The sequence below is a fragment of the Aestuariivivens sediminis genome (genome assembly GCF_022662105.1).
Classification (GTDB): Bacteria; Bacteroidota; Bacteroidia; order Flavobacteriales; family Flavobacteriaceae; genus Aestuariivivens; species Aestuariivivens sediminis.
This window is the reverse complement of record NZ_JAKMCP010000002.1, coordinates 681,760-707,123: the sequence shown is the minus strand read 5'-3', so window position 1 is coordinate 707,123 and position 25,364 is coordinate 681,760. Positions and strand designations below refer to the sequence as shown.

The following is a 25,364-nucleotide window of genomic DNA, read 5'->3' as shown; positions in this document are numbered from 1 at the left end:
TTATTGTTTAGTGTTAATGTTCTCTATTAGTTCGCTACCTCTTCCAAAATCTGGAGCATATACGGGTGGTCTTGGAGGTAATTTATCTTCCATTCCATCGTAAGTGGTTCTATTGGGAAGGATGACGTTGTTCTCCATTTTATATTCATCCCAATCCGCTTTAAGCTCAGACAATTTTTCTGGATTTTCCAGGGCCAAATCGAAACGCTCACCAGGGTCATTTTTTACATTGAATAGTTGCCATTCACCAGTACCTATTGGTGTAGGAACATTTACTATTTTCCAATCGCCCTTTCTAATGGATTTGGCATTCCACAGTTCTGTTCCTAAATAGTCATTTTCGGTTCTGGGTGATTTGACTCTTTGATGTAGCATATCTACCCATGATTTCCCTTGCATTTTTATTGATGTGTTGAGGTCTGATTGCGAAACACCGGCCAACTCTAAAAATGTTGGTGCAATATCTTTAACATGAAGAATGGCTTCGGTGTTGATTGAACCTTTATTTTTTTGATGGGGTGAAATCACTATTAAAGGGGACCTTATACCCCCATCGTAAGTCGTGTACTTAAATCCGTAAAATGGAGCAGTCGAAACTTGTGCCCAAGAAGGACCATATGCCGTAAAGGACTCAGCTCTTCCCCAATTTTGGAAACCGTGTATGTACGTTTTTGCCATCCAATTCGCTGCGGCAGTAGCTGGGTATTTTTTGTAAGTTGAGGCTTTATCGTTAACATCTGGACCGTTATCCGAAAAGAATACGATATAAGTGTTCTTCTTTAGGTCATTTTTTTCCAGATAATCCATCAATCGCCCAATCTCCATGTCCATATAATCCAATACCGCAGCATATACTTCCATTTTTCTGGCGGTCACAACTTGCGAAGCTGGCTTTAACTTATCGAATCCAGGCACGTACCATAAACGCTCTCCCATCTCTGTTTTTTCTGATAGAATGCCCATTTTCACCATGTTCTCAAGTCGGTCATCTCTTAGGACATCCCAACCCTTGTCGAAGAAACCTTTGTATTTTCTCAAGTATTTTTCAGGAGCCATTAATGGGTCATGGGGTGCCTGATGTGCCAAATAAGCGAAGAATGGTTTTCCGTCCTCTTTATTCTCATCGATATAAGAAATAATTTTGTTAGTAAAGGTTGTTGTTGCATAGTAATTCTTTGGTAATTCATTCAAATAAGTTTCTCCTTCAACAAAATGATTAGGGGTGGCATCTTCATCTGGACCGTTGAATGAAAAATAACTGCCAGAACCAGATAACATGGAGAATGAACGTTCAAAACCCTGTGCGGCTGGGATATGCTCTTTATCCTTTCCTAAATGCCATTTTCCGGCCATATAAGTATGGTAACCGTTCTCCTTTAAGATTTCTGCCACCGTTGGCACATCGTTGGTTAAATACCCTTCATAACCTTTTTCATTGAGTTGGTTTGGTGCTGGATACTCATACATATTTCCCAGCCCCACCAAATGGTTGTCAATACCCGTCATTAACATCGACCTTGTAGGGGAACATGTTGGAGCAACATAGTAATTGGTATAACGAGTACCCTCTTCGGCCATTTTGTCTAAGTTGGGGGTACTTATTTCTCCCCCGAAAGCCCCCATATCTGAAAAGCCCATATCATCTGCAACGATAACAAGGAAATTCGGTTTGTCTTCTGTTTTCTGCTGAGCATATGACTTAGCTCCCAGAAGAAGGATGACCAATACCAGCAAAGAAAATGTTTGTGATTTTAATTGATTTGTTTTCATGATGTTTAAATTATTTGGTTGTATTTATTTTAAATTTTGATACAATGTTATTAACGGATGCACATAAACACTAGCAAGGATTTCCCAAGGGGGTTTTTAGTCTTCCCAACGTTATTGATTCTTATTCTGCTTAAATATGGCTTTGGGAATCAATGCTGTGAAGGAGAATTTCAACATCCAACTCCCTCCATTAAGCTCAGGACTTTCAATAAGATAATCAGCACCAACTTGTATATTGAAGGGAAGAAAGCCTTTTGGTTTTACAAGTTTCCCAACACCCATGCCCATAGGTATAGTCCATCGATTATCCGAATCGGCTTTCCAATTAGCAACCACCTTTGGAGAGGTTGATAGATAATATCCCTTTGGAAGATTGTAATTGACAAAGGGTTGAATGGTAAATGCAGAATTGTGACTTTCCAATGACCACACATTATTAATCAGCATTCCAATCACCCAATTACTTGGCTTAATAACACCGACTAAGGATGGACCAGCACCCCATTCTTTAATGCCCAAATTATCGCCAGCTGTGGGGATGTTCATTACTGGACCTAAGCCCCAACTCACTTTACCTTTTTTTGTGTAAAACACAGATAGGTTGACATCTCCAATCCCTTTAAAATTTCCTGATTCGGAAAAAATATTCGGCTGATTGACAATTGGGAGGATTACCCTGGCAATGATTTTACCATTTGCCATAGGAATTACGGGTTGGATATTGGTGACATTTGATGTTCGATCATAAGGACCAATACCAAAGGTCATGTTGTTTTGAAAAGGAACACTAATAATATTCGCAATCGGGTCTTGTGCAATTTTCGCCAACTCTTCTTCAGAAAGCTGGGCATTGGAAATTAAACCTATAAGAAGGATTAAAACTGAAATGATTGTTTTTTGATTTGTTGTTTTCATGATATTGAATCTATTAATTGATGCCTCAAAACTATAGGACAGTCAAGGGGTTTACACATGAAAACTTCCTAACGTGATGTAATGCTTTCCTAACGTATTTAAACTTTGTTTTGGTTATGCATGAGGTATTTGCCCACCAAAATAGCTACTAGAATGGTGATGTATAATTGGCCAGAAAGCCCAATCAATAGGGAAAGGGATTGAGCGGGAGCAGATTGAGGTAAGATATCACCGAATCCTAAAGAAGTGAGTGTTGTGAAGGAGTAGTATGTTAAAGTAAAAATACTATTATCTTCTGGATTAATATTAAAGGCATTAGGGTCTGCCAAGTTTAAAAGATTGCATAATTGCCCACCAAAAATCCCCATAATTAAGAACCCGGAAATAGCTATCATGATCATATTAATGTCAATGATTTTTGAACGTTTCAATACAGTCATTAAGTAATACGATATAAAGATTAAAAATGCTGAAATGGCTAAGGGTCTCAATATCTTGATTAGCAATATATGGCCGTTCAAATAGTGCATCCAGATAAACGTTAAAGCCAGTCCACCAAGAAACAATCCAGTTAAGAAATGCCTAAACGTATCAGAGACAAGCTGGACACCAAAAAAGACCACAAGAGATATGGATAACTCAAATATTAATACTTTGTTATTGGGAAATAAACTAATCGGAAATGGAAGTAATATGAGCAAAACCAAGCTCAATAAAAACCAACTTGATTGTGTCTTTCCTTTAAATAGAAACTTTCGAAGTTTTACATGTTGTCTGTATAATTTGTTGAAACCAAACATCATTCAGGAATTTAGTCTAAATTATATCTTAGCTTCAGTAAGGTAAGTTCTTCCTCTATCTCATTTCTAAGTGCATTGAGCTTTGAATTTCCAGACCTATTCTTCTGCCCCTCAATTAGGGTGTTAATACATGTCAACAAAAATGTTTTAGTTGGATTTGTTTCGCTCTTAATTGAAGCTTTTGTACCCTTTAAAACAAAAAGAAAATACATTGTTTCAGACGTGTCCTTGTATATTCTCATAATACTGTCTGTCTTTTTCAGGTAATACTGTAGAAGTTGCAGACACTCATTCTTTAGGGTAGCTATGTTTTGATTTATCATCTTAAAATGAAATATTGTACAAAACTACTGGCGAAATCCATATTGTTTAAGTAGTAATTTCCAAACGGGTCATATTTGTTTCCCAACGTGACAGTTATTATGCCATAAATTAATATCTTGAAACAAGATTAAATTCATTACCCCTTATGGCTTTTACAGTTAGGTTTAGCGATGTGGTTATCAGCAATAAACAGATTGATGGTAGTATCAAGATAATTGAGCAAGTAATCTCAAATAGAAAAATACAGACCAGAGAGATTGAAGGGGATGTTTTTTTAAGTCCTGCTAAAACTGCGATTGAAAGAGAGGACTTGATTATATATGACAACCACAATTTACGCCCATTTGAGATTCACAATCCCAATGACGACCAACAGGTTATTTTATTACTTAATACCGCAATTACAATTTGCAAAACGATTAAAGCTCTTCACAAGCGAAATCTATTTATTGGATTACTGCAGCCGCAGCGATTCTGGCTGGATGAAAATGATAGACTTAAAATACTGGGGAATTCATTAGTACAGAATGACTTTGACTGTTTCGATTTAGAGTCCTCCCCATTGGAAAACTTCTTTTATTTACCACCAGAATGTTATCATAACAATGATATGATACCAGATAAAAGAAGGGACTTTTATTCGTTGGGGGTCGTTTTATACTATTACTTATCTGGCATCTTTCCTTTTAACGGGGCTGATAAACTTGAGCTTATGCACCATCATTTAACAAGTTCTTTAATCCCTTTGGATGAAATTAACCAAAACGTGTCGCATAATCTATCCCAACTGGTTTCTGTTTTGTTGTCGAAGCAACCTAAAGACAGGTATACGTCCTTTTCGGGATTGATTAAGGACCTGGAGAAAATGGAATACAACTATATTCAAGGTAAGCACGATTACATCGAACTCAGTGTGAATTATAATCCTGGGGTGATTGATTTTGGGAGTATACTTTTTGGTAGGGAAGATATAAAACAGACACTTAGGAATAAGTTTGAAAACCTGGATAGGACGGGTTCACAACTCTTACTGATTAACGGAAGTTCGGGAGTAGGAAAAACTAGTGTAATTGAAGCATTCTCTAAAGAGTTGAGTAATGAGAATTGCCTTTTTTTAAACGGAAAATTCGACCAATATAAGCAAACACCATATTCTGGTTTAAAAACGGCTTTTCATTTATTTGAACAAGATGTCTTACTAAAATCAAAATTTGATGCTCCACTTGTAAGGCAGCAGCTTTTGAAAGAGTTGGGCAGAAATGTTGCTGTTTTAAAAGATATGTTACCCAACATAGAACTGCTTGTCGGCGAGTTAGAGCCTATAGATGTTCTTAACCCTATAGAAACTAGAAACAGATTCAACTTTGTATTCAAGAAGTTTTGCGATGTTCTTTTGGATTTTGACTTTTACCTATTATTGTTTATTGATGATTGGCAATGGTGTGATGTGCCTTCTTTAGAATTAATCAAGTATCTGATTACATCAAACAGTCATGGAATTTTATACTTATTTGCATTTAGAGGGAATGAGATTGATACTAGTCACCCGTTTGGTCTTTTCAGAAACGAAATGTTAGCTCAAGATTTCACTGAAGAATATATCATAAAACCCTTACATCTCAATAACACCAACGCTCTAGTTTCCTATGCTTTAAACATTAATAAAGAAGAATCAAAAGGATTGGCTAAATTAATCTTTAACAAGACTGAGGGCAATCCTTTTTATACCAAACAATTCTTACTGTCACTCCAGCAAAACAACTTTCTGGAGTTTGACGACACAAAGGATACATGGAGATGGGATGAAACCAAAATTCAGAATGAAGAAGTATCTAAAAACGTCCTCGACCTGGTAGCGAACAATCTTGACAAACTATCTTTTGAAACACAAATATTTTTCAAATTAGCGGCATTCAATGGAGGGAGATTTGACCTCAGGTTAATTGCGGAAATCAGTGGTTTTCGGAAGGACATGGTTATTATACTTCTGAATGTTTCTGCTGCAAGTGGTCATATTATCAGGGCAGAGCTGCCAGACAACACTGTTGAATATAAGTTCGTTCATGACAGAGTTCAACAAGCTTCTTATCAATTGATTATTCCGTCCTTTGCCCATTCTGAAGAAGAATTGCATTTTATGGTTGGAAAGGAACTGTTTGAAAACAAATGCGATTTACAATACACCAAAGGAGAAATAATATCCCATTTCATTTCTTCAAAGGACCTAATAGGTGAGACTCTTTCCAATCAAATTATTGAGAACATCATTCAATTGGGTTCGGATGTCAATTCATCCACAACCCCAGAGGCAAGTAAGGGTTATTATGAGTTGGGGCTTTTTCTAAATGAAAAATTCAAAACACAAAATTCAACATTCAAACTTCTAAAAGGTTTAGCTGAATCCCATTTCCTACTCAATGATATGGCTAATGGGGAGGATTATTCCAACCGAGCCATTAGTTTTTCCAACAATAACATTGAAAAAGCATCTGTTTTAGTAATGAAAATGCTTTTCTATGAGAGTTATGCCATGTTTGAAAAGAACATAGAGTCAGGTTTGTCTGCCTTAGAGTTTTTAAACATTGAAGTAAAGGGAGACTACAATGAGAAGACACTTGACGGATTAATCGAAACGCAATACAACCTATATATCGATTTAATCTCCAATAAAAAAACATTGGAAGATTTCAGAAAGGATAATATGGAGGATGAGGTAGAACTTGTCATTATGGATATCTTGGTTAACATGAATGCCTCTGCATACTTCGTTGACTTGCATCTATTTGTATGGAGTACTCTTAAAATGACCAACCAAACATTAAAGCATGGTTTTACAAATTCCACCCCCTTCGCTTTGGTATTTATGGGGTCACTTCTTGTGGCTTACTATAAAGATTTTGACAAGGGATATGACTTGGGTAAAATAGGTGTAGACCTATTAAACTATGTTGAAAGCGACAAATACAGAAGTAGGACATTATCTGTATTTCCCATATTCATTCAACATTTCAAAGAGCCTATCCGCAATAGTATTGTCCATTTGGACGAGTCTGTTTATAGTGGTTTACAGACAGGAGATTTACCGTATGCCAGCTATTCCTTTTATGCCAAGGTCAGGGATGCAATGTTGGTTGGGAACAATCTCAACAAGACACTGAGTTTGTGTGATGACAGTATAAAGTTTATGGGCGATATTAAAAACCAAGGGATGCAGTCTTTAATGAAACTCCTAAAAGGTAGTATCTTAAAACTGACCGATGGCTATGATGTCTCGTATGAAAATTTGGAAATGGAGGCTCTTAAATTTTTACTAGATATTAAGTTTTATACCGCGGTATCACACCACTATATTTTTAGAAGCTGGGTGTTGTGTATCCTGAAAAATTTTGAAGAGGCTCATAAACTTCTTAAACTTAATGAAGAAATTATCATATATGCATCTTCGCAACCACATGTTCCTAAACACTATTTTTTAGATTCTCTTTGTATCATTTACCAAGACAAAGAGCTTTCGGAAAAGCAGATAGATAAAATTAAAAAGAATCAAAGTGTTTTGGAGGTTTGGGCTGCCAGCATGCCTGAAAACTTCAAAAGTGAGTATTGTTTAATTCAAACGCTGATGGAAATCCGTTCAGGTAATCTTGAAAAGTCCTTAGGGCTTTTTAATGAGACTCTAAAATGGGCAGAATTAGGACAGTTTATTGGAGCTAAGGCAATTGCTTATGATGTGGTTTCAGACGTTTTTTACTCTAGTGGTTTTGAACTTTTAGCCACTAGTTTTAGGCAAAATGCCCAATCATTCTACAGGGAATGGAATGCACTCGGTAAAATTAAGGATGCATCAATAACCTTTGAAGTTTCGAATACAGAAACAAGTGATTTAACGACTTCCAGTCTTATTAAAGCGACCCAGGCCATTTCGGCTGAAGTTGATAAAGAAAGCTTGATAAAGAGACTTTTAAGTGTGGTGATGGAAAATGCGGGGGCTGATAAATCCGCTTTAATTTTAGTTGAGGACAACATCCCCTATGTTGAAGCAGAGATTCAACTTGGAAAGCAACAAAAACCCTTAAACAGAAAGCCATTAAATGGATATAAAACTGTTCCAAATGAGCTGATACAATATGTAATCAACTCTAAAAAGGAGTTTGTTTTGGATGACAAAGGGTTAGTTAATGAGGCATATTTTGAAAAAATGGAAGTAAAATCTGCTGTAGTGATGCCTCTAATTAGGCAGAAGGAATTAATAGGGGTGTTATATTTGGAGAACAGCCATATTGCTGGTCTTTTCAGGGGTAACGACCTGCAGATATTGAGAATAATTGGCGCCCAGGCAGCGATATCCATTTATAATACCTTTTTACTTGAAACATCCACAGGATTGAATGTGGAGTTGGAAGCTTCAAGGAATGAACTTAGTAAAATGAATGAACTTCTGGAGGATAAAATTAGAGATAGAACAAAAGTACTCCGTCAGGAAATTGAGACCAGGAAACAGATTGAAGAGGAATTAAAGCTTGCAAAAAAAGAAGCAGATAAGTTTCATCAGCAGCAAATAAAGGAAGAACGAAAAGATGCATTGCAGGCTAAGATGATGATGCTTTCTTCCCAAATGAACCCTCATTTTATTTTCAATTCGCTTGGCTCGGTCCAATCTTTCATTCTTAATAGTGAAACAGAAAAGGCTGTTGATTTCATTTCAGAGTTTGCGGGTTTAATGCGAGAAAATTTAGAAAATTCAACCACTGAATTTATATCGATAGCTGATGAGATAGAATTTTTAGAAAAATACCTCTACCTGGAACGGATACGTTTCAATGAGGTATTTGACTATCAATTGAATGTGGAAATAGAAAACATTCATGATACCTTAATACCACCAATGCTTTTACAGCCATTTATCGAGAATGCCATTATTCATGGATTAAGTAAAATAAAAGACAGAAAAGGAAATCTGGATATAAGTTTAAAGGAAGAACAAGATGTAATTATTTGTACAATCATAGATAATGGGGTAGGAAGGGCAGCGGCCTCAACTCAGAAAAGAAGTAATCATAAATCAGTAGCAATAAGTAATCTAGAAGCCCGTTTGGAATTATTAAATTCAAACTCTGAGACCAAGGAGTACCAATTTGATATTATTGATTTAAAGGATGGAAATCAAGCCAAGGGCACTAAGGTCCTTATATCCTTTCCCAATGATTTACATTAACCTGTTTAGTAAGTCTTCTTTCTTCCTAACGGAAACATCGACATGGGAGCCATCATTCATAATAACATATCCTCCTTTGCCCTTTACATACTTTTCAATATGATTTAAGTTTATCATGTGAGACTTGTGTATCCTGAAGAAATTACATTGTTCCAATAATGATTCGTATTCTTTTAGAGGTTTAGACACCAAAACTTTCTTTCCATCCCTTAAATAGAAGTTTGAGTAGGAGCGTTCTGCTTCTGCCCGAATAATGAAATCAGCTTCAACAAAGTCAATCCCATCAGATGATGGCAGAGCGATTTTAGTAAATCGCTTATCTTCCAGTTTAAGATTAGACCTTAAAACATCAATTTTCTGATTGCTTATAGCCCCGTTCTTTTTGCTGATAACTTTCTCAGCCCTACTTACGGCTTCCTGTAATTCCTTAATGTTTATCGGTTTCATCAAATAATCCAAGGCTGCATATTTAATAGCATTAATCGCATATAAATCATGGGCTGTGGTGAAGACGACCTCAAATGGAGGCTCATCAAAATGTTCAAACAATGAAAAACCATTACCCCCAGGCATTTCTATATCTAAAAACACCAATTGCGGAGTATGCTTTTCAATTAATTCAACCGCCTCAGCAACAGAATAGGCATCCCCTAAAACCTCAATATTAGGACAAAAGGTCTTTAACATTTTACCCAATGTCTCATGGTGTCTATTTTCGTCATCTACGATTATGGCAGTCATTTTTTATCAGAGATTTAGTTTTTCAAGAGATGAATGAATGTAAAGATACTGTTATTAATATTTTTTTCCTTAGATGAGTTTTAATAATTTTAATTTTCTAACCAGACATAAGTATGGAAATTGCATTGGGTACTAAAGCCCCAAATTTCAGAGCAAGAACGACTTTGGGCGAAATTGACTTCTACAGTTGGTTAGACGGCAATTGGGGATTGCTGTTTTCTCACCCAGAGGACTACACTCCTGTATGCACCACGGAATTAGGTCTTGTTGCTAAATTAAAATCTGAATTTCAGGAGAGAAATATAAAGGCGATTGCTCTTAGTGTTGATTCTCTTGACTCTCATTTCGGATGGATTAAGGATATTGAATTATCAATGAATACCAAGGTTGAGTTCCCTATAATTGCAGACGAGAATAAAGAAGTGGCTAAATTGTACAATATGATTCATGAGCACGTTTCTGATAACTCTACGGTAAGGTCAGTTTTTATTATTGGACCAGACAAACGTATCCGTTTAATCCTTACTTATCCTATGGCGGTGGGGAGGAATTTTGACGAAATAATACGGGTAATTGATGCTTTACAACTTACCGAAAAGCATTCAGTGGTAACACCAGCCAATTGGAAACAGGATGAAGAGGTAATAATATCGCCTGATTTAAAGGGAGATGAATTAGAAGCTCAGTTTCCTAATGGTTATAAAGAGGTCACGAATTATTTAAGGTATACTTCAAAGCCAAAATAAATAATATGGTGGTGGGTTTTTGCATAAAGGGAGTTACTCTCTAAGAATAGATTCTTCACATCACATTATTACCAATGTTACTGTGTTACGCCTAAGGGGAAAAATCCTTTGTTTCAACGTCTGGGACTCTGAAATGATTAGGATTTCGGAGTTGTGAACTTTCGACCCAAATGTTTTATTACCACATGTTATAGGCCTCTTATTATAAATGTCGCCATCATTTATTTTAAAGAATTGATAAATTTATCTATTGGCATTATGTCCATTTTATTTCATATCAATATTTTTTAAAAAAATTCCCCCATATTATAAGTCGAATATAAGGTTGTCTAAAAATGGATATACCATACTAATCAGGACTGTCAAAAGGCAAAGGGTAATTATTAATAATATCCTACTTTTAAAATTATCAGGATACTTAAATGTTCTATAAATCCGAATAATAAGAATGATGCAGAATGTTATATATAGCAACATTGTTGCTAATCTTAAGAACACACTATCAGTTAATCTTAATGCTATATTTCCTTCATCACTAAATCCTAGCATGTCGGTTCTCGTTGCTCTAAAAATCCCAAAAGTTGTCGGTATGATTCTGAATGCTGCATTAATGATACCTAAGACTAAAAGCCAAATAGAATTATTATACGTTCTTAACAATAAATAAGAAATTAATGCAATAAGAATTGTAATCAATGGGCCTCCAAATAACGAATTTAAAAAGATAGCATCAGTTACTCTATCGGGATTAATAGGGTTCGCTTTTTGTAAGCTTATCCAACTGTCTACACCGCTGAGTTCATAAATAGCCCAATGTCCTGTTTCATGGAGAAAAACAGAAATAGGAAATAGTATCAAAAAAACACCAATTGATTTAATCCAAATCCTTTTATTATTTTTCACATTATGAATATTATTTTTCATTAAGTTCTTCTTCCACAAGATTTAACAACACTTTAGAATCAGCATAACCACCTTCTTGAATTTTTAGAATAAATGCAGCAATATTATATTCCGAAACAGCAATTTTTTTGAATTCATAACTATTAATCATATCCAGAATTTCTTTATATGAAACCAAGTCGTTCCTATAGCTTGCTACACCATCTGTTTCATTTAAACCTGGGATTTTATGATGTATTATAAAGCTAAAATCTGACTCCTTTCTTTTCTTTTCTATTCTATCATTGCGGTGTTCCCCATTAAAATAATAATTGTTTATTGCAGACCTTAAAAGGGTACTTCTGACATGTTCCATACCTCCAGTATTTTTTAGTTCTTCAAATGTGTTATTTACTATTCCAGGATGTGCAATGGAGAAATAATTACCCCTTTTAATATGCCAGATAATAGTAGTGGAATCTACAGTTTTAAGTTGCCCCCTCTTAATTAACTCCAATAATGTCCCTAGCGATTCTTCTTTGATTTTTAATGCATTGATTGTTCTTGAAAAATTTAGAGTATCAGCTTTAAGGTCAGTTGAAATTCTTTTTAAATAATCTCTTTCAGAAACTCTGTCTATGTTGTAGTTGTTCCAATTATTTATCTGCAGCGCAATAAGAATCCCTATTACAACAAGAATGATTTCACCAATAGCATAGATTAAATATTTTCTGAATTTATTTTCAGAGAGTAATCGCTGGCGTATTCTTCTAAAAAACTTAATCATAATATTATCTTGTTTTATTTTCCGCAAGCGGCTATCTCAACCAAAGGTCTTCAAGACCTTTGATTTTGCTTTGCAAAATTGTGTTTCGATAATCTAAAGAATTTTATCATTGGCTATTGGTTGGTCAAAATGAATTACAATTTAAGGATAAAAAAATAATATGGTGGTGGGTTTTGGTGGTGGGGTTTTGCATAAAAATGTATTCATTTGCATACTTTTGCAAGTAAGGGTCATTAGTCAGGATAATGGCAAAACGCTTGTAAACCCTGTAAATACAGTATATGAGGATGTAGCTCAGTTGGCTAGAGCGCTTGACTGGCAGTCGGGATTTGCCACCCTTATAACTTCATGAAATCTCGGTAATAGCAAGACTTTTCAGAGATTTTGAATTTTTTAAACTAATGGTGTTGGACTATGGTGGTGGGTTTTTTTCAATCTTTATTCATTTAAAAGGTAAAAATCAATTCAAAATAATTTCAAATGTTATCGTCCTGTAGAAATATGAATCACCATTTTAATTTTTTTGCATAGCCCTTCTTCTTTTTTCCGTTTTGATTAAAAATAATTCTCTTGAAGTTTGACCAGCTACCGATGTGTTTTCTTCAGCCCTTCTAATTAAATAAGGCATTACGTCTTTTACGGGACCATAAGGGAGATATTTTGCAACGTTATATCCCTTATTGGATAGATTGAAACTTATATGGTCGCTCATACCATATAATTGACCAAACCAGATTCTTTTATCGTTATTATAAATTCTTTTTTTCTTCATTAAATCCATCAGTAAATAAGAACTCTGTTCATTATGTGTCCCAGCAAATAATTCCATGTCTGCTAAGTTTTCTAAGATGTATTCTAGAATATCATTGTAGAGGGCATCTGTTTCTTTTTTGTTGCTGCATATTGGGTCTCTATAGCATTTCTTATGAGCCCTTTCTCTTTCTTTTTCCATATAGGCTCCCCGCACAAGTTTTATTCCAATCTTAAACCCTTTGGTTTTGGATTTTTGGTGAAGCCTTTTCAAATAATCTAATCTATCCCATCTATAAGCTTGTAGCGTGTTGAAAATGATAACCTTGTGCTTATTATATTCTTCCATCTTTTCTTCTATGAGATTATCTGCTGCATCTTGCATCCAGCTTTCTTCTGCATCAATAAGAATGGGGATATTATACGCAGTAGCTTTTTCACAAACGCTATTAAACCGCTTTTTTATGTTTTGCCATTCCCTCTCTTGATTTTCATTCAGAGAGACTCCCTCGGTTAGTTTTTGATAAACTTTAAAGCGTCCTAAGCCTGTTGGTTTAAACACTACGAATGGTATGGATATATTTTTTTTTGCATACTCTAGTAATTTAAGAGTTTTCTCCATGGCATAATCAAATTGTTTTTCTTCTTCCTTTCCCTCTGCTGAATAATCCAATACAGAATAGACATTCTTAAGATGCATTTTATTTATAACATCTAAACAATCTTCTTCATTAATACCACCACAGAAATGATTAAATACTGTAGAACGAATTAGTTTTTCAACGGGAAGATTCGCCTTTAAAGCAAATTTTGTAACAGCCGCTCCAATTTTAACTAATGGCTCTTTCTTTATTAGTTCAAATATAAAGTGAGCTCTATCCAATTCTGAATCTGATTTTAGTTTTAAGGCTATTTCCGTATTATCAAATAAATTTTTCATCAATAATATTGTTCAAAAAATTAAATAGTACATAGTATATTGCTCCTGATATGATAAGGGACTGGACGGCTGGTATACCTATAGGGTACAGATATTGTGTTACGTATCCCACTAATAACCCTATTAGTGTGCTAATTGTTGCTGACCAGTTCCATGCCTTCTTTAATGAAATTAGAGTCTTGTTAATGAAGAAGTAATGACTCATAATTACACCCGCAATTGCTGGAATTATAAGAGCCGTGAAGTACAAAAAATTAACGAATTGGTTCATAATCCCTAATAAAGCGAGAATAATGCCTATAACAGCGAACGCAAAAGTCAATATTTTTCTGCTTTTGTTGTCATTTAAGCTAAACATATTGCACAAAACCAAACCTCCAGTGTAATTACTTACGAGTTGACTGGTCCAAGTGGCAATCCATAACACAATAAAGCCCCAGGCTGGAAAGCCAAGCTCTTGCATCACCCTGACGATATCTGAATTTCCTGTTCCAATAGACATGATACCGCCAACGATAAATAATGGAAAACCAACCACAATAATCCCCAATGGAATTAAAATATTATCTCTCCAAGTTGGTTTTGCGTACCTCGTATAATCTGGAGCTATTAACCATTGGGCAACATTGATACTGATGACCAGGTTTATACCTTCAATAATTGACATGTCCCCATTTGGGTCCCAGGATGATATTTTCTGCCATCCAAGATTAGTAAAGGAGAGGTAAAGGGCTACAGTAACTAGAAGTAATCCTGCGGGGATTGCAACATAATCAACCCATTTAATAGAAGCATATCCCAAGATGGAAGGAATTGCAAAAAGCAGACCAATAAGCGTTGTGCTTAAAATGTATAAAAATAGGTTTTCATCCTTATTTATTGATAACAAAACACAAAAGGCATCTGATGCCACAGAAGTTTGAATAGCCCACCATCCCAAGGTTAAAATAAGAATAACTAATCCAACAATAATTCTTGATTGCTCCTTTCCAAAGCTAAGTGATGCCAATGCAGATGACGTTAGACCTGTTTTGGCTCCTATATATCCCTGTATTGCATTCCCAACCCATTGAAAAAAAACTAGACCAAATATTAAAATCCATACCATCTCCAGAAGGCTAAAATTGCCAATTAGGATTCCACCTATTAATAATACAGGAATACAAAATTCAAGACCTCCAAAAATAATTGCTGGCACAAACCAGGATTGACGCTTATTTTCGGGAATGGGGGACAAAGCGGAGTCAATATTTTCCTGCGATTTATTATTGATATTTTCCATAGTTAAAATTTTTAAGTTGTTAGTTCTTTAGTTGTAAGCCATTGTTGAAAATAGTTGTAGACTAATGCCAAAATCAAGACAAAAATGGCCGTTAAAACTCCAAGAGTAACGTTATAGTAATGCTCGATAGTTAGTGATATTCGAATTAGGATAGTTGCAAGAACGAAAGCGGTGTACCTAAACACTCGATAATAATTTATAGTGTAACGCAAAGCAACTAGAACTATAATTATATCTGTAAAAATTAAAACCGTATAGAAGGTATCGAATGAGTGTAGGTATATTCCAGTTTCAATAAGAACAACAAAATCTCTCATTCCTATGAGAAAGAATGAAATCAATAAGAATAATGCCAATAGTTTTTTTATTCTTACAAATTGTCTCTGATTTACATAAGTTTCGGATAGCCGTATTCGATTGTTTAATCTTTGAGTGAAGCCCATTATTGTAAATATTGCCAATGCTCCGAAGGAATAAACTAACATTTTGACAACCGTATTTTTAGTGTCGACCCATAAATGAAAGTTATCTAAGTGACTGAATTCTTTAAAAGCATCTCTTAAAAAAATTAGTGAGAGAAGCTCAAACTGCTTTCCCAAGGACCTAGATACTGATTTGGGTAATACAAAAATCAGACTAAGCAACTCTAAAATTAAAAGAATAGTGAAAGCTACTTCAATCGCAAAAAAGGGATGTTTAAAAAGAGAATTAAAAATACCTAATGAAATTATTTTGTAATAAACCAATGAGCTGCATAAACCGCATATTATGAACGATAGGACAAGGAATGAGCTTATTCTATGAATTATTTTCGGGCTTTCCCAAAACAAAACTTGTCTGTCAAATAATGTAATTAATGGTTTTAACATTGGAATTAAATAGAAATCAATCAATTGCTGTAGTCGAGATAAGCGAAATTTTTTCGCTTATCTTCGAGCTACTTTAAATATTAAACTTACACTTGAATATTATTTTCTTCAATCACTAAATAGGAAATACAGAATTTTACTATCTTCAAGAGTTTCCGTTTTGCGAACTTCCTCTTTGTTTAAATAGATTAACTCACCTGAATTCATTATCGTAGAACCTCCACCTTTTGTGGATACCTCCAGTTTTCCTGAAATCAAGTAGGATATTTCATGAAAATCTAATGCTTTAAAAGGAAGTATTTGGCCTTTCATTAACCTTACAGAACCACATTGTATCGATAAATGCTTTTCTTGTATCCGCATTATTTTTTTTAAATAAAAATCTTTTTCACTTGGGAATATCAATTCTTTTACTTCCATTTTTTTCTGTTTAGGTTTCAATAAAAATTATAATGTTCTATCGCTTGTTTTTTAGTGATAAACCCATTTTTTATGTCGCGCTCTACTTTTTCTAATGGACGATTTTTGGGATTGCCATAGCCACCTCCAGTTGCAGTTACTAGTTTAACTTTGTCTCCCTTATTTAGCTTTACGTTTGTAACAATATTATACTGTTCTTCCGTGCCATCTGTTCTTATAACAGTAAAATAATTGTAGCTACCCTCCTTGCCTTCATTTAATCCCCAGGTTGGTATGGAATAACCTAAAAAAGCTCCTGTTAAAAAAGCCTCTTCCGACAAAACTTTGAAAGTTAAATATTGTCCATTACCTCCTTGAAACTCTCCATATCCACCTCCTTCATTATGAAAAGCATATTCTTCTACTATTACTCCGTATTTTCGTTCTCTGGTCTCAGCTGGTATATTGTAGGATTCTCCATGAGCATAGGAAAATTGTCCTCGATTACCATCATGAAATGCGCATGCTCCCCAGCCACCAGAAAGGGGCTCTGCCTGTACATAAAATTCATTGGTAACTGGATGTATTCCTGAAATATAGGTTACGCACACGGACCTGAAATGACCAGCCGGTAATTTTTCAGGAACAATCGGGCCAAGCGTTTTTAACAACAAATCAATAGCCGCAAGGAAAATTTCATAATAAACGGATATGGGTGCTGGAGAATTAGCACTAACTACTGTATTCTCAGGACAAATTAGTTTGACATGTTTAAAAGACCCATTATTGGCCGGTAATGTTGGGGTGGTAATTGACTTGAATGCGGCTCGGACCGCAGTTTCCAAACCAGTTCTTGATAGGTTCAACGGGCCTTTCAATTGTTCGTGTGACCCCGTAAAATCACAGGTCATGTTCTCATTGGAGATAGTTATTTTTAGTTTTAAGGGAAACGGGCCATTACCAAATCCGTCATTTTCTATCCATCCTGTATTTTCATAAACTCCATTGGGAATCTTTTGTAACTCCTTAAGGCTGATACGTTCCCCGTATTCCATAAATTCTTTGGCAGCTTGTTTATATGCGTCTAAACCATACTTCTCTATAAGTTTTATAATTCTTTCAGCGCCAACGTCATTTGCTGCAATTCCTGAGAACAAATCACCCAATGTGCTTTTTGGAAGTCTTACGTTGGCCTCAAGCATTTTGATAACAGCTTCATTCAGTTTCCCTTTTTCTTTTATCTTGATAAAAGGGAAATGAATACCTTCTTGATAAATTTCGGTGGAGACAGTTGATACTGACCCTGGGTTGGTTCCACCTATATCTGTCCAATGCGCTTTGTTGACTGTAAAAGCTACTCGTTCTCCTTGGTAGAAAATGGGAGTAATTATTGCAATATCGGAAAGGTGAGTTCCACCTCCTACATAGGGAGTATTCGCTATTATAACATCTCCTTCTTCTAATTGATTATCGTTTCCGAATCGTTCCAAGGTTTCTTCTACTACAAGGCTCATTGCAGCAAGAAAAGTTATTACTCCATTTCCTTGAGCCAGTAATCTTCCTTCTCCGTCTGTAATACCTACAGCGTAGTCCAGTGCTTCGTAAATAATAGGGCTCATACTTGTTCGCTGTATAGTCTCGAACATTGCTTCGCCTATTGATATTAAAGAATCCTGAATGATATCTGATGTAAATTTATTTAAACTCATAACTACTATATTTTGCTTATTATAATGTTTGCATAATCATCAATTCTAAATTGATGATTCGGAGGCACAACTGTTGATGTAGATTGTTCAACAATGATTGCGGGACCATTGGTATTTATGCCAGGGTCTAGTTTGTCCCTATCAAAAAAATTAGTTTTATGAATTCCTGATTCATCGAAATCTACTTCTGCCTTGTCAATCAACGCTTCATCAATTGAATACCCTTTCTTTTCGACCTGAGCAATTATGGGTTTGTTTACAATGACTTCAGCTACCAAATGATAATTGACTATTTCAATTTTGGTATCATTAAGGCTGAAAGCATACCTTTTCTTATGCAATTGATGAAAATGATGTTCTATTTCATCCATTTTCAAGTTATCTAAATGAGATAATCTTAATTTCACTGAATGCTCTTGGCCATCGTATCGAAGGTCTAAATAATATTCAAATTCAATATCTTCTTTTCTATAAGCGTCCCTGACGTATGCTTTTATTGCTTCGTTTTTCATTTCAGCAAATACTTCGTTCAACACTGAAAAGTTACTTGAGTTTAATTCCATTACTTCGGTGCGAATATAGTCTCTCCTTAAATCGGACATCAGCATCCCAAATGCGGAAAAAACACCTGCATTCAGGGGTACGATAATCTCAGGCATTTGAAGGTCTTCCGCCAAAAACGCACCATGCATTGGCCCGCCACCTCCAATAACTACAAGTGAAAAATCTCTTGGGTCATATCCTTTGTTAACGGAAACACTTTTCAGCGCATTTACCATATTAGCATTAGCCACTCGAATGACACCACGAGCTATTTCTTGCAGATTCATGCTTAATTCTTCACACAGGGGTTTTGCGGCATTTTTAAGACTGTTAAAATCTGGTTTTAATTCTCCTCCCAAAAAGTAATCTTCGTGAATTCGATTACATACTACGTTGGCGTCGGTTGTAGTAAAACTTTTGCCACCCTTACCATAGGATGAAGGCCCAGGATTTGCTGCAGCACTTTTTGGTCCTACCCGCATTTTACCCCCATCATCCAGCCAAGCAATACTTCCACCTCCATTTCCAATTTCAACAATATCGATTACTGGGGTCAATATTGGGAAACCTGCCTGGGTCTTTGTCTTTTCTATATTATATGTGGTTACAATTTTCGGGATGCCATTTTCTATCAATGAACATTTTGCAGTGGTACCACCAATATCTAGGACCAATAGGTTTTTTTTCGCAATGGTTCTTCCTAGGACAACGGCTCCGAGCATGCCACTGGCTGGTCCAGATTCAATTAATGTTATCGGGTTCGCCTTCACATCTTCAACAGTAGTTATTCCACCATTGGATTGCATAATATAAAGATTGTTTTTATAGCCTAGATTTTGTAAATGATGAGTTAAATTGTTTAAATATTTTGTAGCTATAGGTTTTACATATGCAGACAGCACAGTGGAGCTAGTACGTTCATATTCTCTCCATTCCCTGGTTACCTCGTGAGATGTTATAACTTCAAAATTTGGATATTTTAAACGAATGTATTTCGCTAATTTTTTCTCATGAATAGGGTTTTTATATCCGTGTAAGAAACAGATGGCTATGGCTTCTACTCCCTCTTCTATAAATTCGCTTATATGTTCATCCACAGATTTTTCATCTAGTGGTGTAATTACCTCACCGAGATAGTTAATTCTTTCTTCAACTTCTTGCCGAAGATAGCGTTCAACAAATGGCTCTTCTTTTTTGAAGTTAAAATTGTAAAGGTCTGGTCTTGTGCCCCTGGCGATTTCCAATACATCTCTAAAACCCTTGGTAGTAATCAAAGCAGTTTTAGAACCTTTTCTTTCTGTTATGGCATTGATTACTACAGTCGTTCCATGGGCAAAGAATTCTATATCTTTTAAGTCCAAATCAATTTTTTTAATGGTATTAAGAATTCCTTTTTCAAATTCACCTGGTGTTGTACTTGACTTGGATACCTCTACGTTTTTGACTTCTCTATTATTTTTGTCGTAGTCAAAAAAAACTAAGTCAGTAAATGTACCCCCTATATCTGTTGCGACTCTCATAACTCTTATTATTAATTATTAACTCTCACTACAATTTTTCCTACCTGCTGATTTGACAGCATATATTCATAGGCTTTTTTGTAATCCTTGAAATCAAAAACTTTTCCTATCAATGGCTTTAACACTCCTTTTTCCACTCTATCTAAAATGTATTTCTTGCATTCGTTTAATTTATCAATATCCTCTACATGGTTAAATTGGGAATAGGCATCCATTATGGCTTTTTTTCTTATTAGTGGGACAAGCGGAAATAACGTTGGGTTTGGGTCTAGTAGCCCGTAAATGATTACAACGGCTCCTCTTGATAATGCTTCTAAATATTCATCACAAAAAGCACCTGCTACGGGGTCATACACAAAACTAACCCCAGCTCCTTGGGTTAGCTCCATCAATCTTTTTTCGACATTTTCTTCTTGCGTGATGATTAAATGATTAATACCCAGTTGTTCAAGTTCCATTTTTTTAGTGCTTGTTCTAGTAGAACCTATAATGGTTGCTCCTGCGTCTCTTGCCAATTCAAAACAACCATAACCTGCAGAACTCGAGATTGCTGGAATAAAAACATAATCTCCTTTTGTTACGTTACCTATGTGGAATAGTGCAAAATAAGCTGTAGAATATTGCATCCAAATTGAGCAAGCTTCCTCCACGGTTAAATTTTCTGGAACCTTGGTCAAGTAGTTTTGTGGCACTACCGCATACTCCCCTTGTACCCCATATTTTGCGGTATTGAATGGTATTGAAGTCACCCTGTCGCCAACTTTGAAATCAGTCACCTTATTGCCAATCTTTACAACCTCACCAGTGGCTTCAGAACCAATTCGGGAAGGAAAATCAGGTAATGTGGTATGAAAACCTTGGTAATGTAGAACATCGGCTCTATTAAGTGCAAAGGCATCAACTTTAAACAAGACTTCATCATTAACGGGGTCTTGTATGGTTACATTTTCCACATTTAACACATCTAGTTCTCCGCATTCATGGAAGCTTATTATATTACAATTTGTTTTCATGTTTTCTTTTTTTTAGTTGTTATTTAAAAATGGATATCTGTAATCTGTTGGTGACACAAAGGTTTCCTTTATAGTTCTTGGTGAAACCCATCTCAGTAAATTCCATATGGAACCAGCCTTGTCGTTTGTCCCAGAACTTCTTGAGCCGCCAAAGGGTTGTTGACCTACTACTGCCCCTGTTGGCTTATCATTGATATAGAAATTTCCAGCCGCATTTCTCAAGGCATCTTCAACGTAATCAATAACATATCTATCCTTGCTGAAAATAGCCCCTGTTAATGCATACTCTGAGGTTTCATCTACTAATCTTAATGTCTCTTTCCAATCCTTGTCTTCATAGACGTAAATTGTAATTACTGGCCCAAATAACTCGGTATGCATGGTCTTATATTTAGGATTGGATGTAAGGATTACAGTTGGTTCAATGAAATAGCCTTTGGTTTTATCGCATTTACCTCCAACTATAATTTGGGCTTCTTTATCTTTCTTGGCATACGCTATATATTGGGAAATTTTGTCAAAGGAATCTTCATGAATTACGGCATTTATAAAATGGCCTGTAATAAAAGGCCTTCCTAATTTCATGCTTTTTATGTCGCTAATTATATAATCCTTAATGTCGCTCCATAAGCTTTTTGGAATATAGGCTCTTGATGCAGCAGAGCACTTTTGACCTTGATATTCAAAAGCACCACGAGATATTGCCGTTGCTACTTGTTTCGAATCGGCAGATGGATGCGCCCAGATGAAGTCTTTCCCCCCCGTTTCACCTACAATTCTTGGATAGGATTTATAATTGCCAATATTTTTTCCTACTTGTTCCCATAACGCTCTAAACACTTCTGTTGAACCCGTAAAATGTAATCCTGAAAAGTTGGGATTTGCTAGTATCGTATTACTTATCATTACGGGGTCGCCATATACAACATTAATTACCCCATCGGGTAAACCTGCTTCCTTTAAAAGTTCAATAATAACATTAGCGGAATATATTTGACTATTTGAAGGTTTCCATACACAAACATTGCCCATCATCACCATTGAAGTGGGTAAATTTGCAGCAATAGCAGTAAAATTAAAGGGCGTAACTGCATAAGTAAACCCTTCTAAGGGACGGTATTCCATTCGATTCCATACTCCTTTTGAAGACTTAGGTTGATTTTTATATATCTCAACCATGAATTGAGCATTAAACCTAAAAAAGTCTATCATTTCACATGCCGAATCAATTTCAGCTTGATGCACATTCTTAGATTGGCCAATCATAGTAGTCGCATTCATTTTTGCTCGGTATGGGCCAGCCAGCAATTCTGCGGCTTTAAGAAAAATGGCTGCACGATGTTCCCAAGGCGTTTTAGCCCATAGAGCTTTTGCTTCTAGGCAACTTGAAATGGCTTGTATGACATGTTTTTCTTCTGCCTCGTGGTACTGGCCGACTGTTCTTTTAAAGTCATGTGGCGGATTAATGGCGACAGTTTTACCCGTCCTAACTTCTTCTCCATTTATTAACATAGGTATATCAACAAAGTCAAGGTTCATACTTTGATAAGTACTCATTAAGTCCTTGAGTTCCTGACTACCAGGGAGGTATTCTTTTACGGGCTCGTTTTCAATATTGGGAACATTATAAAATCCTGAAGCCATTTTTGTCTTAATTTTTAATATTGCGATTAGAAGTCTCTTCCAGCAAAATTTTTAAAATTTTGAAGGACTCAATTCGATAGAAATGTTTCAGCTTATTTAAAACCTATATGACAGGTCTATTCCAAAGGTTGTCGGTGTGTTGGGAAACCTCAAGTTATTGAATCCAAATTCTGCAGTAGGAAAGAATTCGGTATTGAATTCAGTATCAAAAATATTATTGGCCCAAAGAGTAAAAGCAAAGTTATTCAGTTTTAAGTTTACTCTGGCGTTTACAAGGGTATACGGTTCTTGCTTGTACTCTTCTAGCGGGTCCCAATATTGGGTACCTCTATTATCAACATTTATGTGAAACCCTAACTTGGAATTTTCACTGAGCTCAAAATTGGCATTTGCACCTAATTGAACCGTACTCTTTATAGTAAATGGTGACGTGTTACCGCTAACATCTACATCTTCATGTGTGTCATAATCAAAGGCAGCAGCATTAGTCAATCGGTTGTAGCTTCCTTTTTTAATCTCGCCATCGTTAAAACCTACGCTTGCAAAGAAATCAAGATTATTCGTGGCCCTGAATTTTATTTCCGATTCAAAACCTGAAATTTTGGATTCCTCAAAGTTGTATATACCCAATATTGAAGGTGTTAAAGGAATAAAGGTATATTGCTGCTGATTTTCAAAATCTATATAGTAAAATGAGTTATTAAATATAATCCTGTTATTAAGAAAACTTGTTTTTAAGCCGATTTCGTAGTTGTTAGTAAATTCAGGCTCATAAGTTTTGTTGAATTTTACTGTTTCATCAGAATTGAAGCCACCACTCCTATAGCCTCGACCATAATTCGCATAGGCCAAAACATTCTCTGATGCTTCATAAGCTAACGAAAATTTCGGTTGCCAAACGGTAATGTCGTTTTCTTGGGATGTATTTGAAATACGGGAGTCATTGGTTAGTTTGTCATAATCTACACGAACTCCAGCAGATAATGTGAATTTTGAAGATAATTTGAAATCTAAAAACCCGAATGCCGCAAGTGTTTGGATGGTGTTGTCATCATCGTTTCCAACTAATGGGTCCGTGCTGTAGTTTGCGTTTTCAGCTGAGGCATCGATAAATCCTCCTTCGTAAAATGTTCTGTTTAGAAATGTAGAAGTATTCAAATAGCGTTTACTATTTTGGTAAAGCGTTCCAAAAGTATAATTGAGTTTAGATTCATCACTGGCATTTGAAGTGAGTCTGATTTCCTGGCTGAATGTATCCGAATCAGATTGTTGAGAAACTTTGCTAAAGGCGTATTGAGAGTAGTCATTTTCACCTATATAATATCTTTTAGTAGCATTATAAGAAGTTACAGACTGAATTTTAGCTTTATTCAAAGTTCCCTCTATTTTAAAACTACTTAGTGAGTTGGATAATTCTGAATCTCCTTGAACGTCACCAAAAGGGTCATTTGAATAATCGTCATCTGCAAGTACTGGAATATTTGGGTCAAAGATATCCGTCTTGGTTACATAGTAGTTTCCACCAGCATCGATTTTAAAATTATCTTGGACAATAACTGCAGACCATCTTGGGCTGAATCTATACTTTAATTTAGCTCTGATATTATGTTCTTTCGAAAAATCAACTTTTTCGTTTAAAAAGGTATTATTAATTAGCCCGTCAAAGGAACTATATCTTCCAGTTACACTGTAGTAGAATTTATTCTTAGTGATGGCCCCAGAAGATGAAATCCCTGCACCAAAGAGACCTCCATTTCCTGTAGACAATGTCACTTTGTTTTTACTCTTATTGGTAGGGTCTTTTGTCGTAATATTAACTGCACCAGCAATAGCGTTTTTTCCATAAAGGGTTCCTTGTGGACCTTTTACAAATTCCAATAATTCAATATCATAAAGTGACATATTCATCGCGCTTGCATCTGGTAGTGTCATACCATCTATAACCACAGCTACTGGAGATTCTGCATTTCTGATTTGTGAAATCCCACGCACTGTTAGAAAATTGACACCTGGTTGTTGGGCTTCATTAAATACCACATTTGATATTTGTGAAGTAAATGATTGGATATTATCAATACCATTGGATTCTATTGTCTGAGCATTAACGGCAACTGTAGTTTCTGGTAGTGTTTGAATTGCTTGGGCCCTATTACGAGCCTTACTGGCCACAGAAGAAAAGCCTTGGATTGTAACACTTTTTAGTTGACTGAGCTCTTGTTTCAGTGCAACGCTTACAAAATCCCCTATTATCTCAACTGTTTTATTTTCATATCCTATAAAAGATATAACTAATTCCTTGGCGTTTTCATCAACAGATATAATGAATTCCCCATTAAAATCGGAAACAACTCCATTGGTTGGATTTCCCTTCTCGATAATAGAGGCACCAGGAAGAGGGATTCCCGCTTGGTCAACTATTTTGCCACCAACGTCTTTTGAAGACTGAGCATTAAAAGACATTGAATAGAAAAGTACGATTGCTAAACATAAATATTTCATTTTTGTAAAGTTTTTTAGT

16 protein-coding genes are annotated in these 25,364 nt (G+C 35.6%); 2 read left to right on the top strand and 14 right to left on the bottom strand.

Going from position 1 to position 25,364, the window contains the following annotated elements; translation table 11 throughout:
• The 3 genes from MR054_RS07270 to MR054_RS07260 form a co-directional block, all read right to left on the bottom strand.
• Nucleotides 1-1,770, bottom strand: coding sequence for an arylsulfatase (locus MR054_RS07270; RefSeq protein WP_242157207.1), 1,770 nt, complete (start codon nucleotides 1,768-1,770; stop codon nucleotides 1-3).
• Between the two features lie 111 nt (nucleotides 1,771-1,881).
• Complete coding sequence (locus MR054_RS07265; protein ID WP_242157205.1) at nucleotides 1,882-2,685, bottom strand: transporter; 804 nt, start codon at nucleotides 2,683-2,685, stop codon at nucleotides 1,882-1,884.
• 98 nt (nucleotides 2,686-2,783) lie between these two features.
• A complete protein-coding gene (locus tag MR054_RS07260; RefSeq protein WP_242157203.1) occupies nucleotides 2,784-3,488 on the bottom strand; it encodes a potassium channel family protein in 705 nt (234 codons plus the stop codon).
• A 466-nt stretch (nucleotides 3,489-3,954) separates the two neighbouring features.
• Here MR054_RS07260 and MR054_RS07255 point away from each other — a divergent pair, with 466 nt between their 5' ends.
• Nucleotides 3,955-9,021 (top strand): histidine kinase, encoded by a 5,067-nt coding sequence (locus MR054_RS07255; RefSeq protein ID WP_242157201.1) that lies wholly within the window; start codon nucleotides 3,955-3,957, stop codon nucleotides 9,019-9,021.
• Here MR054_RS07255 and MR054_RS07250 read toward each other — a convergent pair.
• Nucleotides 9,013-9,762 carry a LytR/AlgR family response regulator transcription factor gene (locus MR054_RS07250; protein ID WP_242157199.1) on the bottom strand — a complete coding sequence of 250 codons (750 nt, stop codon included), beginning with the start codon at nucleotides 9,760-9,762 and terminating at the stop codon, nucleotides 9,013-9,015. The two genes, MR054_RS07255 and MR054_RS07250, sit on opposite strands and share 9 nt — an antisense overlap.
• Nucleotides 9,763-9,875: 113 nt before the next feature.
• On the opposite strand from MR054_RS07250, the gene MR054_RS07245 reads away from it, so the two are divergent.
• Entirely contained in the window at nucleotides 9,876-10,508 is a 633-nt protein-coding gene (locus MR054_RS07245; protein ID WP_242157197.1) for a peroxiredoxin, read from the top strand.
• A 306-nt stretch (nucleotides 10,509-10,814) separates the two neighbouring features.
• Here the strand turns inward: MR054_RS07245 and MR054_RS07240 are convergent, their stop codons facing one another.
• The 10 genes from MR054_RS07240 to MR054_RS07195 form a co-directional block, all read right to left on the bottom strand.
• The gene (locus tag MR054_RS07240; RefSeq protein ID WP_242157196.1) at nucleotides 10,815-11,432 is read right to left on the bottom strand and encodes a hypothetical protein; all 618 of its coding nucleotides are present in this window, start codon (nucleotides 11,430-11,432) and stop codon (nucleotides 10,815-10,817) included.
• Nucleotides 11,422-12,177 carry a DUF6090 family protein gene (locus MR054_RS07235; protein ID WP_242157194.1) on the bottom strand — a complete coding sequence of 252 codons (756 nt, stop codon included), beginning with the start codon at nucleotides 12,175-12,177 and terminating at the stop codon, nucleotides 11,422-11,424. The genes MR054_RS07240 and MR054_RS07235 overlap by 11 nt, the downstream gene beginning before the upstream one ends.
• Before the next feature lie 514 nt (nucleotides 12,178-12,691).
• Nucleotides 12,692-13,867 (bottom strand): proline dehydrogenase family protein, encoded by a 1,176-nt coding sequence (locus MR054_RS07230; protein WP_242157193.1) that lies wholly within the window; start codon nucleotides 13,865-13,867, stop codon nucleotides 12,692-12,694.
• Nucleotides 13,851-15,149, bottom strand: coding sequence for a cytosine permease (locus MR054_RS07225; protein WP_242157192.1), 1,299 nt, complete (start codon nucleotides 15,147-15,149; stop codon nucleotides 13,851-13,853). The genes MR054_RS07230 and MR054_RS07225 overlap by 17 nt, the downstream gene beginning before the upstream one ends.
• A gap of 977 nt (nucleotides 15,150-16,126) precedes the next feature.
• Complete coding sequence (locus tag MR054_RS07220; protein ID WP_242157191.1) at nucleotides 16,127-16,438, bottom strand: cupin domain-containing protein; 312 nt, start codon at nucleotides 16,436-16,438, stop codon at nucleotides 16,127-16,129.
• A gap of 17 nt (nucleotides 16,439-16,455) precedes the next feature.
• The gene (locus MR054_RS07215) at nucleotides 16,456-18,126 is read right to left on the bottom strand and encodes a hydantoinase B/oxoprolinase family protein (RefSeq protein WP_276520158.1); all 1,671 of its coding nucleotides are present in this window, start codon (nucleotides 18,124-18,126) and stop codon (nucleotides 16,456-16,458) included.
• A 5-nt stretch (nucleotides 18,127-18,131) separates the two neighbouring features.
• Nucleotides 18,132-20,189: a hydantoinase/oxoprolinase family protein gene (locus MR054_RS07210; RefSeq protein ID WP_242157190.1), complete on the bottom strand. Its 2,058-nt coding sequence runs from the start codon at nucleotides 20,187-20,189 to the stop codon at nucleotides 18,132-18,134.
• An 11-nt stretch (nucleotides 20,190-20,200) separates the two neighbouring features.
• Nucleotides 20,201-21,202, bottom strand: coding sequence for a zinc-dependent alcohol dehydrogenase family protein (locus tag MR054_RS07205; protein ID WP_242157189.1), 1,002 nt, complete (start codon nucleotides 21,200-21,202; stop codon nucleotides 20,201-20,203).
• Between the two features lie 12 nt (nucleotides 21,203-21,214).
• A complete protein-coding gene (gene pruA / locus MR054_RS07200) occupies nucleotides 21,215-22,846 on the bottom strand; it encodes an L-glutamate gamma-semialdehyde dehydrogenase (protein ID WP_242157188.1) in 1,632 nt (543 codons plus the stop codon).
• A 96-nt stretch (nucleotides 22,847-22,942) separates the two neighbouring features.
• Entirely contained in the window at nucleotides 22,943-25,345 is a 2,403-nt protein-coding gene (locus MR054_RS07195) for a TonB-dependent receptor (RefSeq protein WP_242157185.1), read from the bottom strand.
• Nucleotides 25,346-25,364: the final 19 nt, after the last annotated feature.

What these genes read in the sequence shown, in the direction of transcription:
- MR054_RS07260 (WP_242157203.1), bottom strand. Translation starts at nt 3,488, where the DNA reads ATGATGTTTGGTTTCAACAAATTATACAGACAACATGTAAAACTTCGA.
- MR054_RS07195 (WP_242157185.1), bottom strand. Translation starts at nt 25,345, where the DNA reads ATGAAATATTTATGTTTAGCAATCGTACTTTTCTATTCAATGTCTTTT.
- MR054_RS07245 (WP_242157197.1), top strand. Translation starts at nt 9,876, where the DNA reads ATGGAAATTGCATTGGGTACTAAAGCCCCAAATTTCAGAGCAAGAACG.
- MR054_RS07215 (WP_276520158.1), bottom strand. Translation starts at nt 18,126, where the DNA reads ATGAGTTTAAATAAATTTACATCAGATATCATTCAGGATTCTTTAATA.
- MR054_RS07265 (WP_242157205.1), bottom strand. Translation starts at nt 2,685, where the DNA reads ATGAAAACAACAAATCAAAAAACAATCATTTCAGTTTTAATCCTTCTT.
- MR054_RS07255 (WP_242157201.1), top strand. Translation starts at nt 3,955, where the DNA reads ATGGCTTTTACAGTTAGGTTTAGCGATGTGGTTATCAGCAATAAACAG.
- MR054_RS07270 (WP_242157207.1), bottom strand. Translation starts at nt 1,770, where the DNA reads ATGAAAACAAATCAATTAAAATCACAAACATTTTCTTTGCTGGTATTG.
- MR054_RS07220 (WP_242157191.1), bottom strand. Translation starts at nt 16,438, where the DNA reads ATGGAAGTAAAAGAATTGATATTCCCAAGTGAAAAAGATTTTTATTTA.
- MR054_RS07235 (WP_242157194.1), bottom strand. Translation starts at nt 12,177, where the DNA reads ATGATTAAGTTTTTTAGAAGAATACGCCAGCGATTACTCTCTGAAAAT.
- MR054_RS07240 (WP_242157196.1), bottom strand. Translation starts at nt 11,432, where the DNA reads ATGAAAAATAATATTCATAATGTGAAAAATAATAAAAGGATTTGGATT.
- MR054_RS07250 (WP_242157199.1), bottom strand. Translation starts at nt 9,762, where the DNA reads ATGACTGCCATAATCGTAGATGACGAAAATAGACACCATGAGACATTG.
- pruA (WP_242157188.1), bottom strand. Translation starts at nt 22,846, where the DNA reads ATGGCTTCAGGATTTTATAATGTTCCCAATATTGAAAACGAGCCCGTA.
- MR054_RS07230 (WP_242157193.1), bottom strand. Translation starts at nt 13,867, where the DNA reads ATGAAAAATTTATTTGATAATACGGAAATAGCCTTAAAACTAAAATCA.
- MR054_RS07225 (WP_242157192.1), bottom strand. Translation starts at nt 15,149, where the DNA reads ATGGAAAATATCAATAATAAATCGCAGGAAAATATTGACTCCGCTTTG.
- MR054_RS07210 (WP_242157190.1), bottom strand. Translation starts at nt 20,189, where the DNA reads ATGAGAGTCGCAACAGATATAGGGGGTACATTTACTGACTTAGTTTTT.
- MR054_RS07205 (WP_242157189.1), bottom strand. Translation starts at nt 21,202, where the DNA reads ATGAAAACAAATTGTAATATAATAAGCTTCCATGAATGCGGAGAACTA.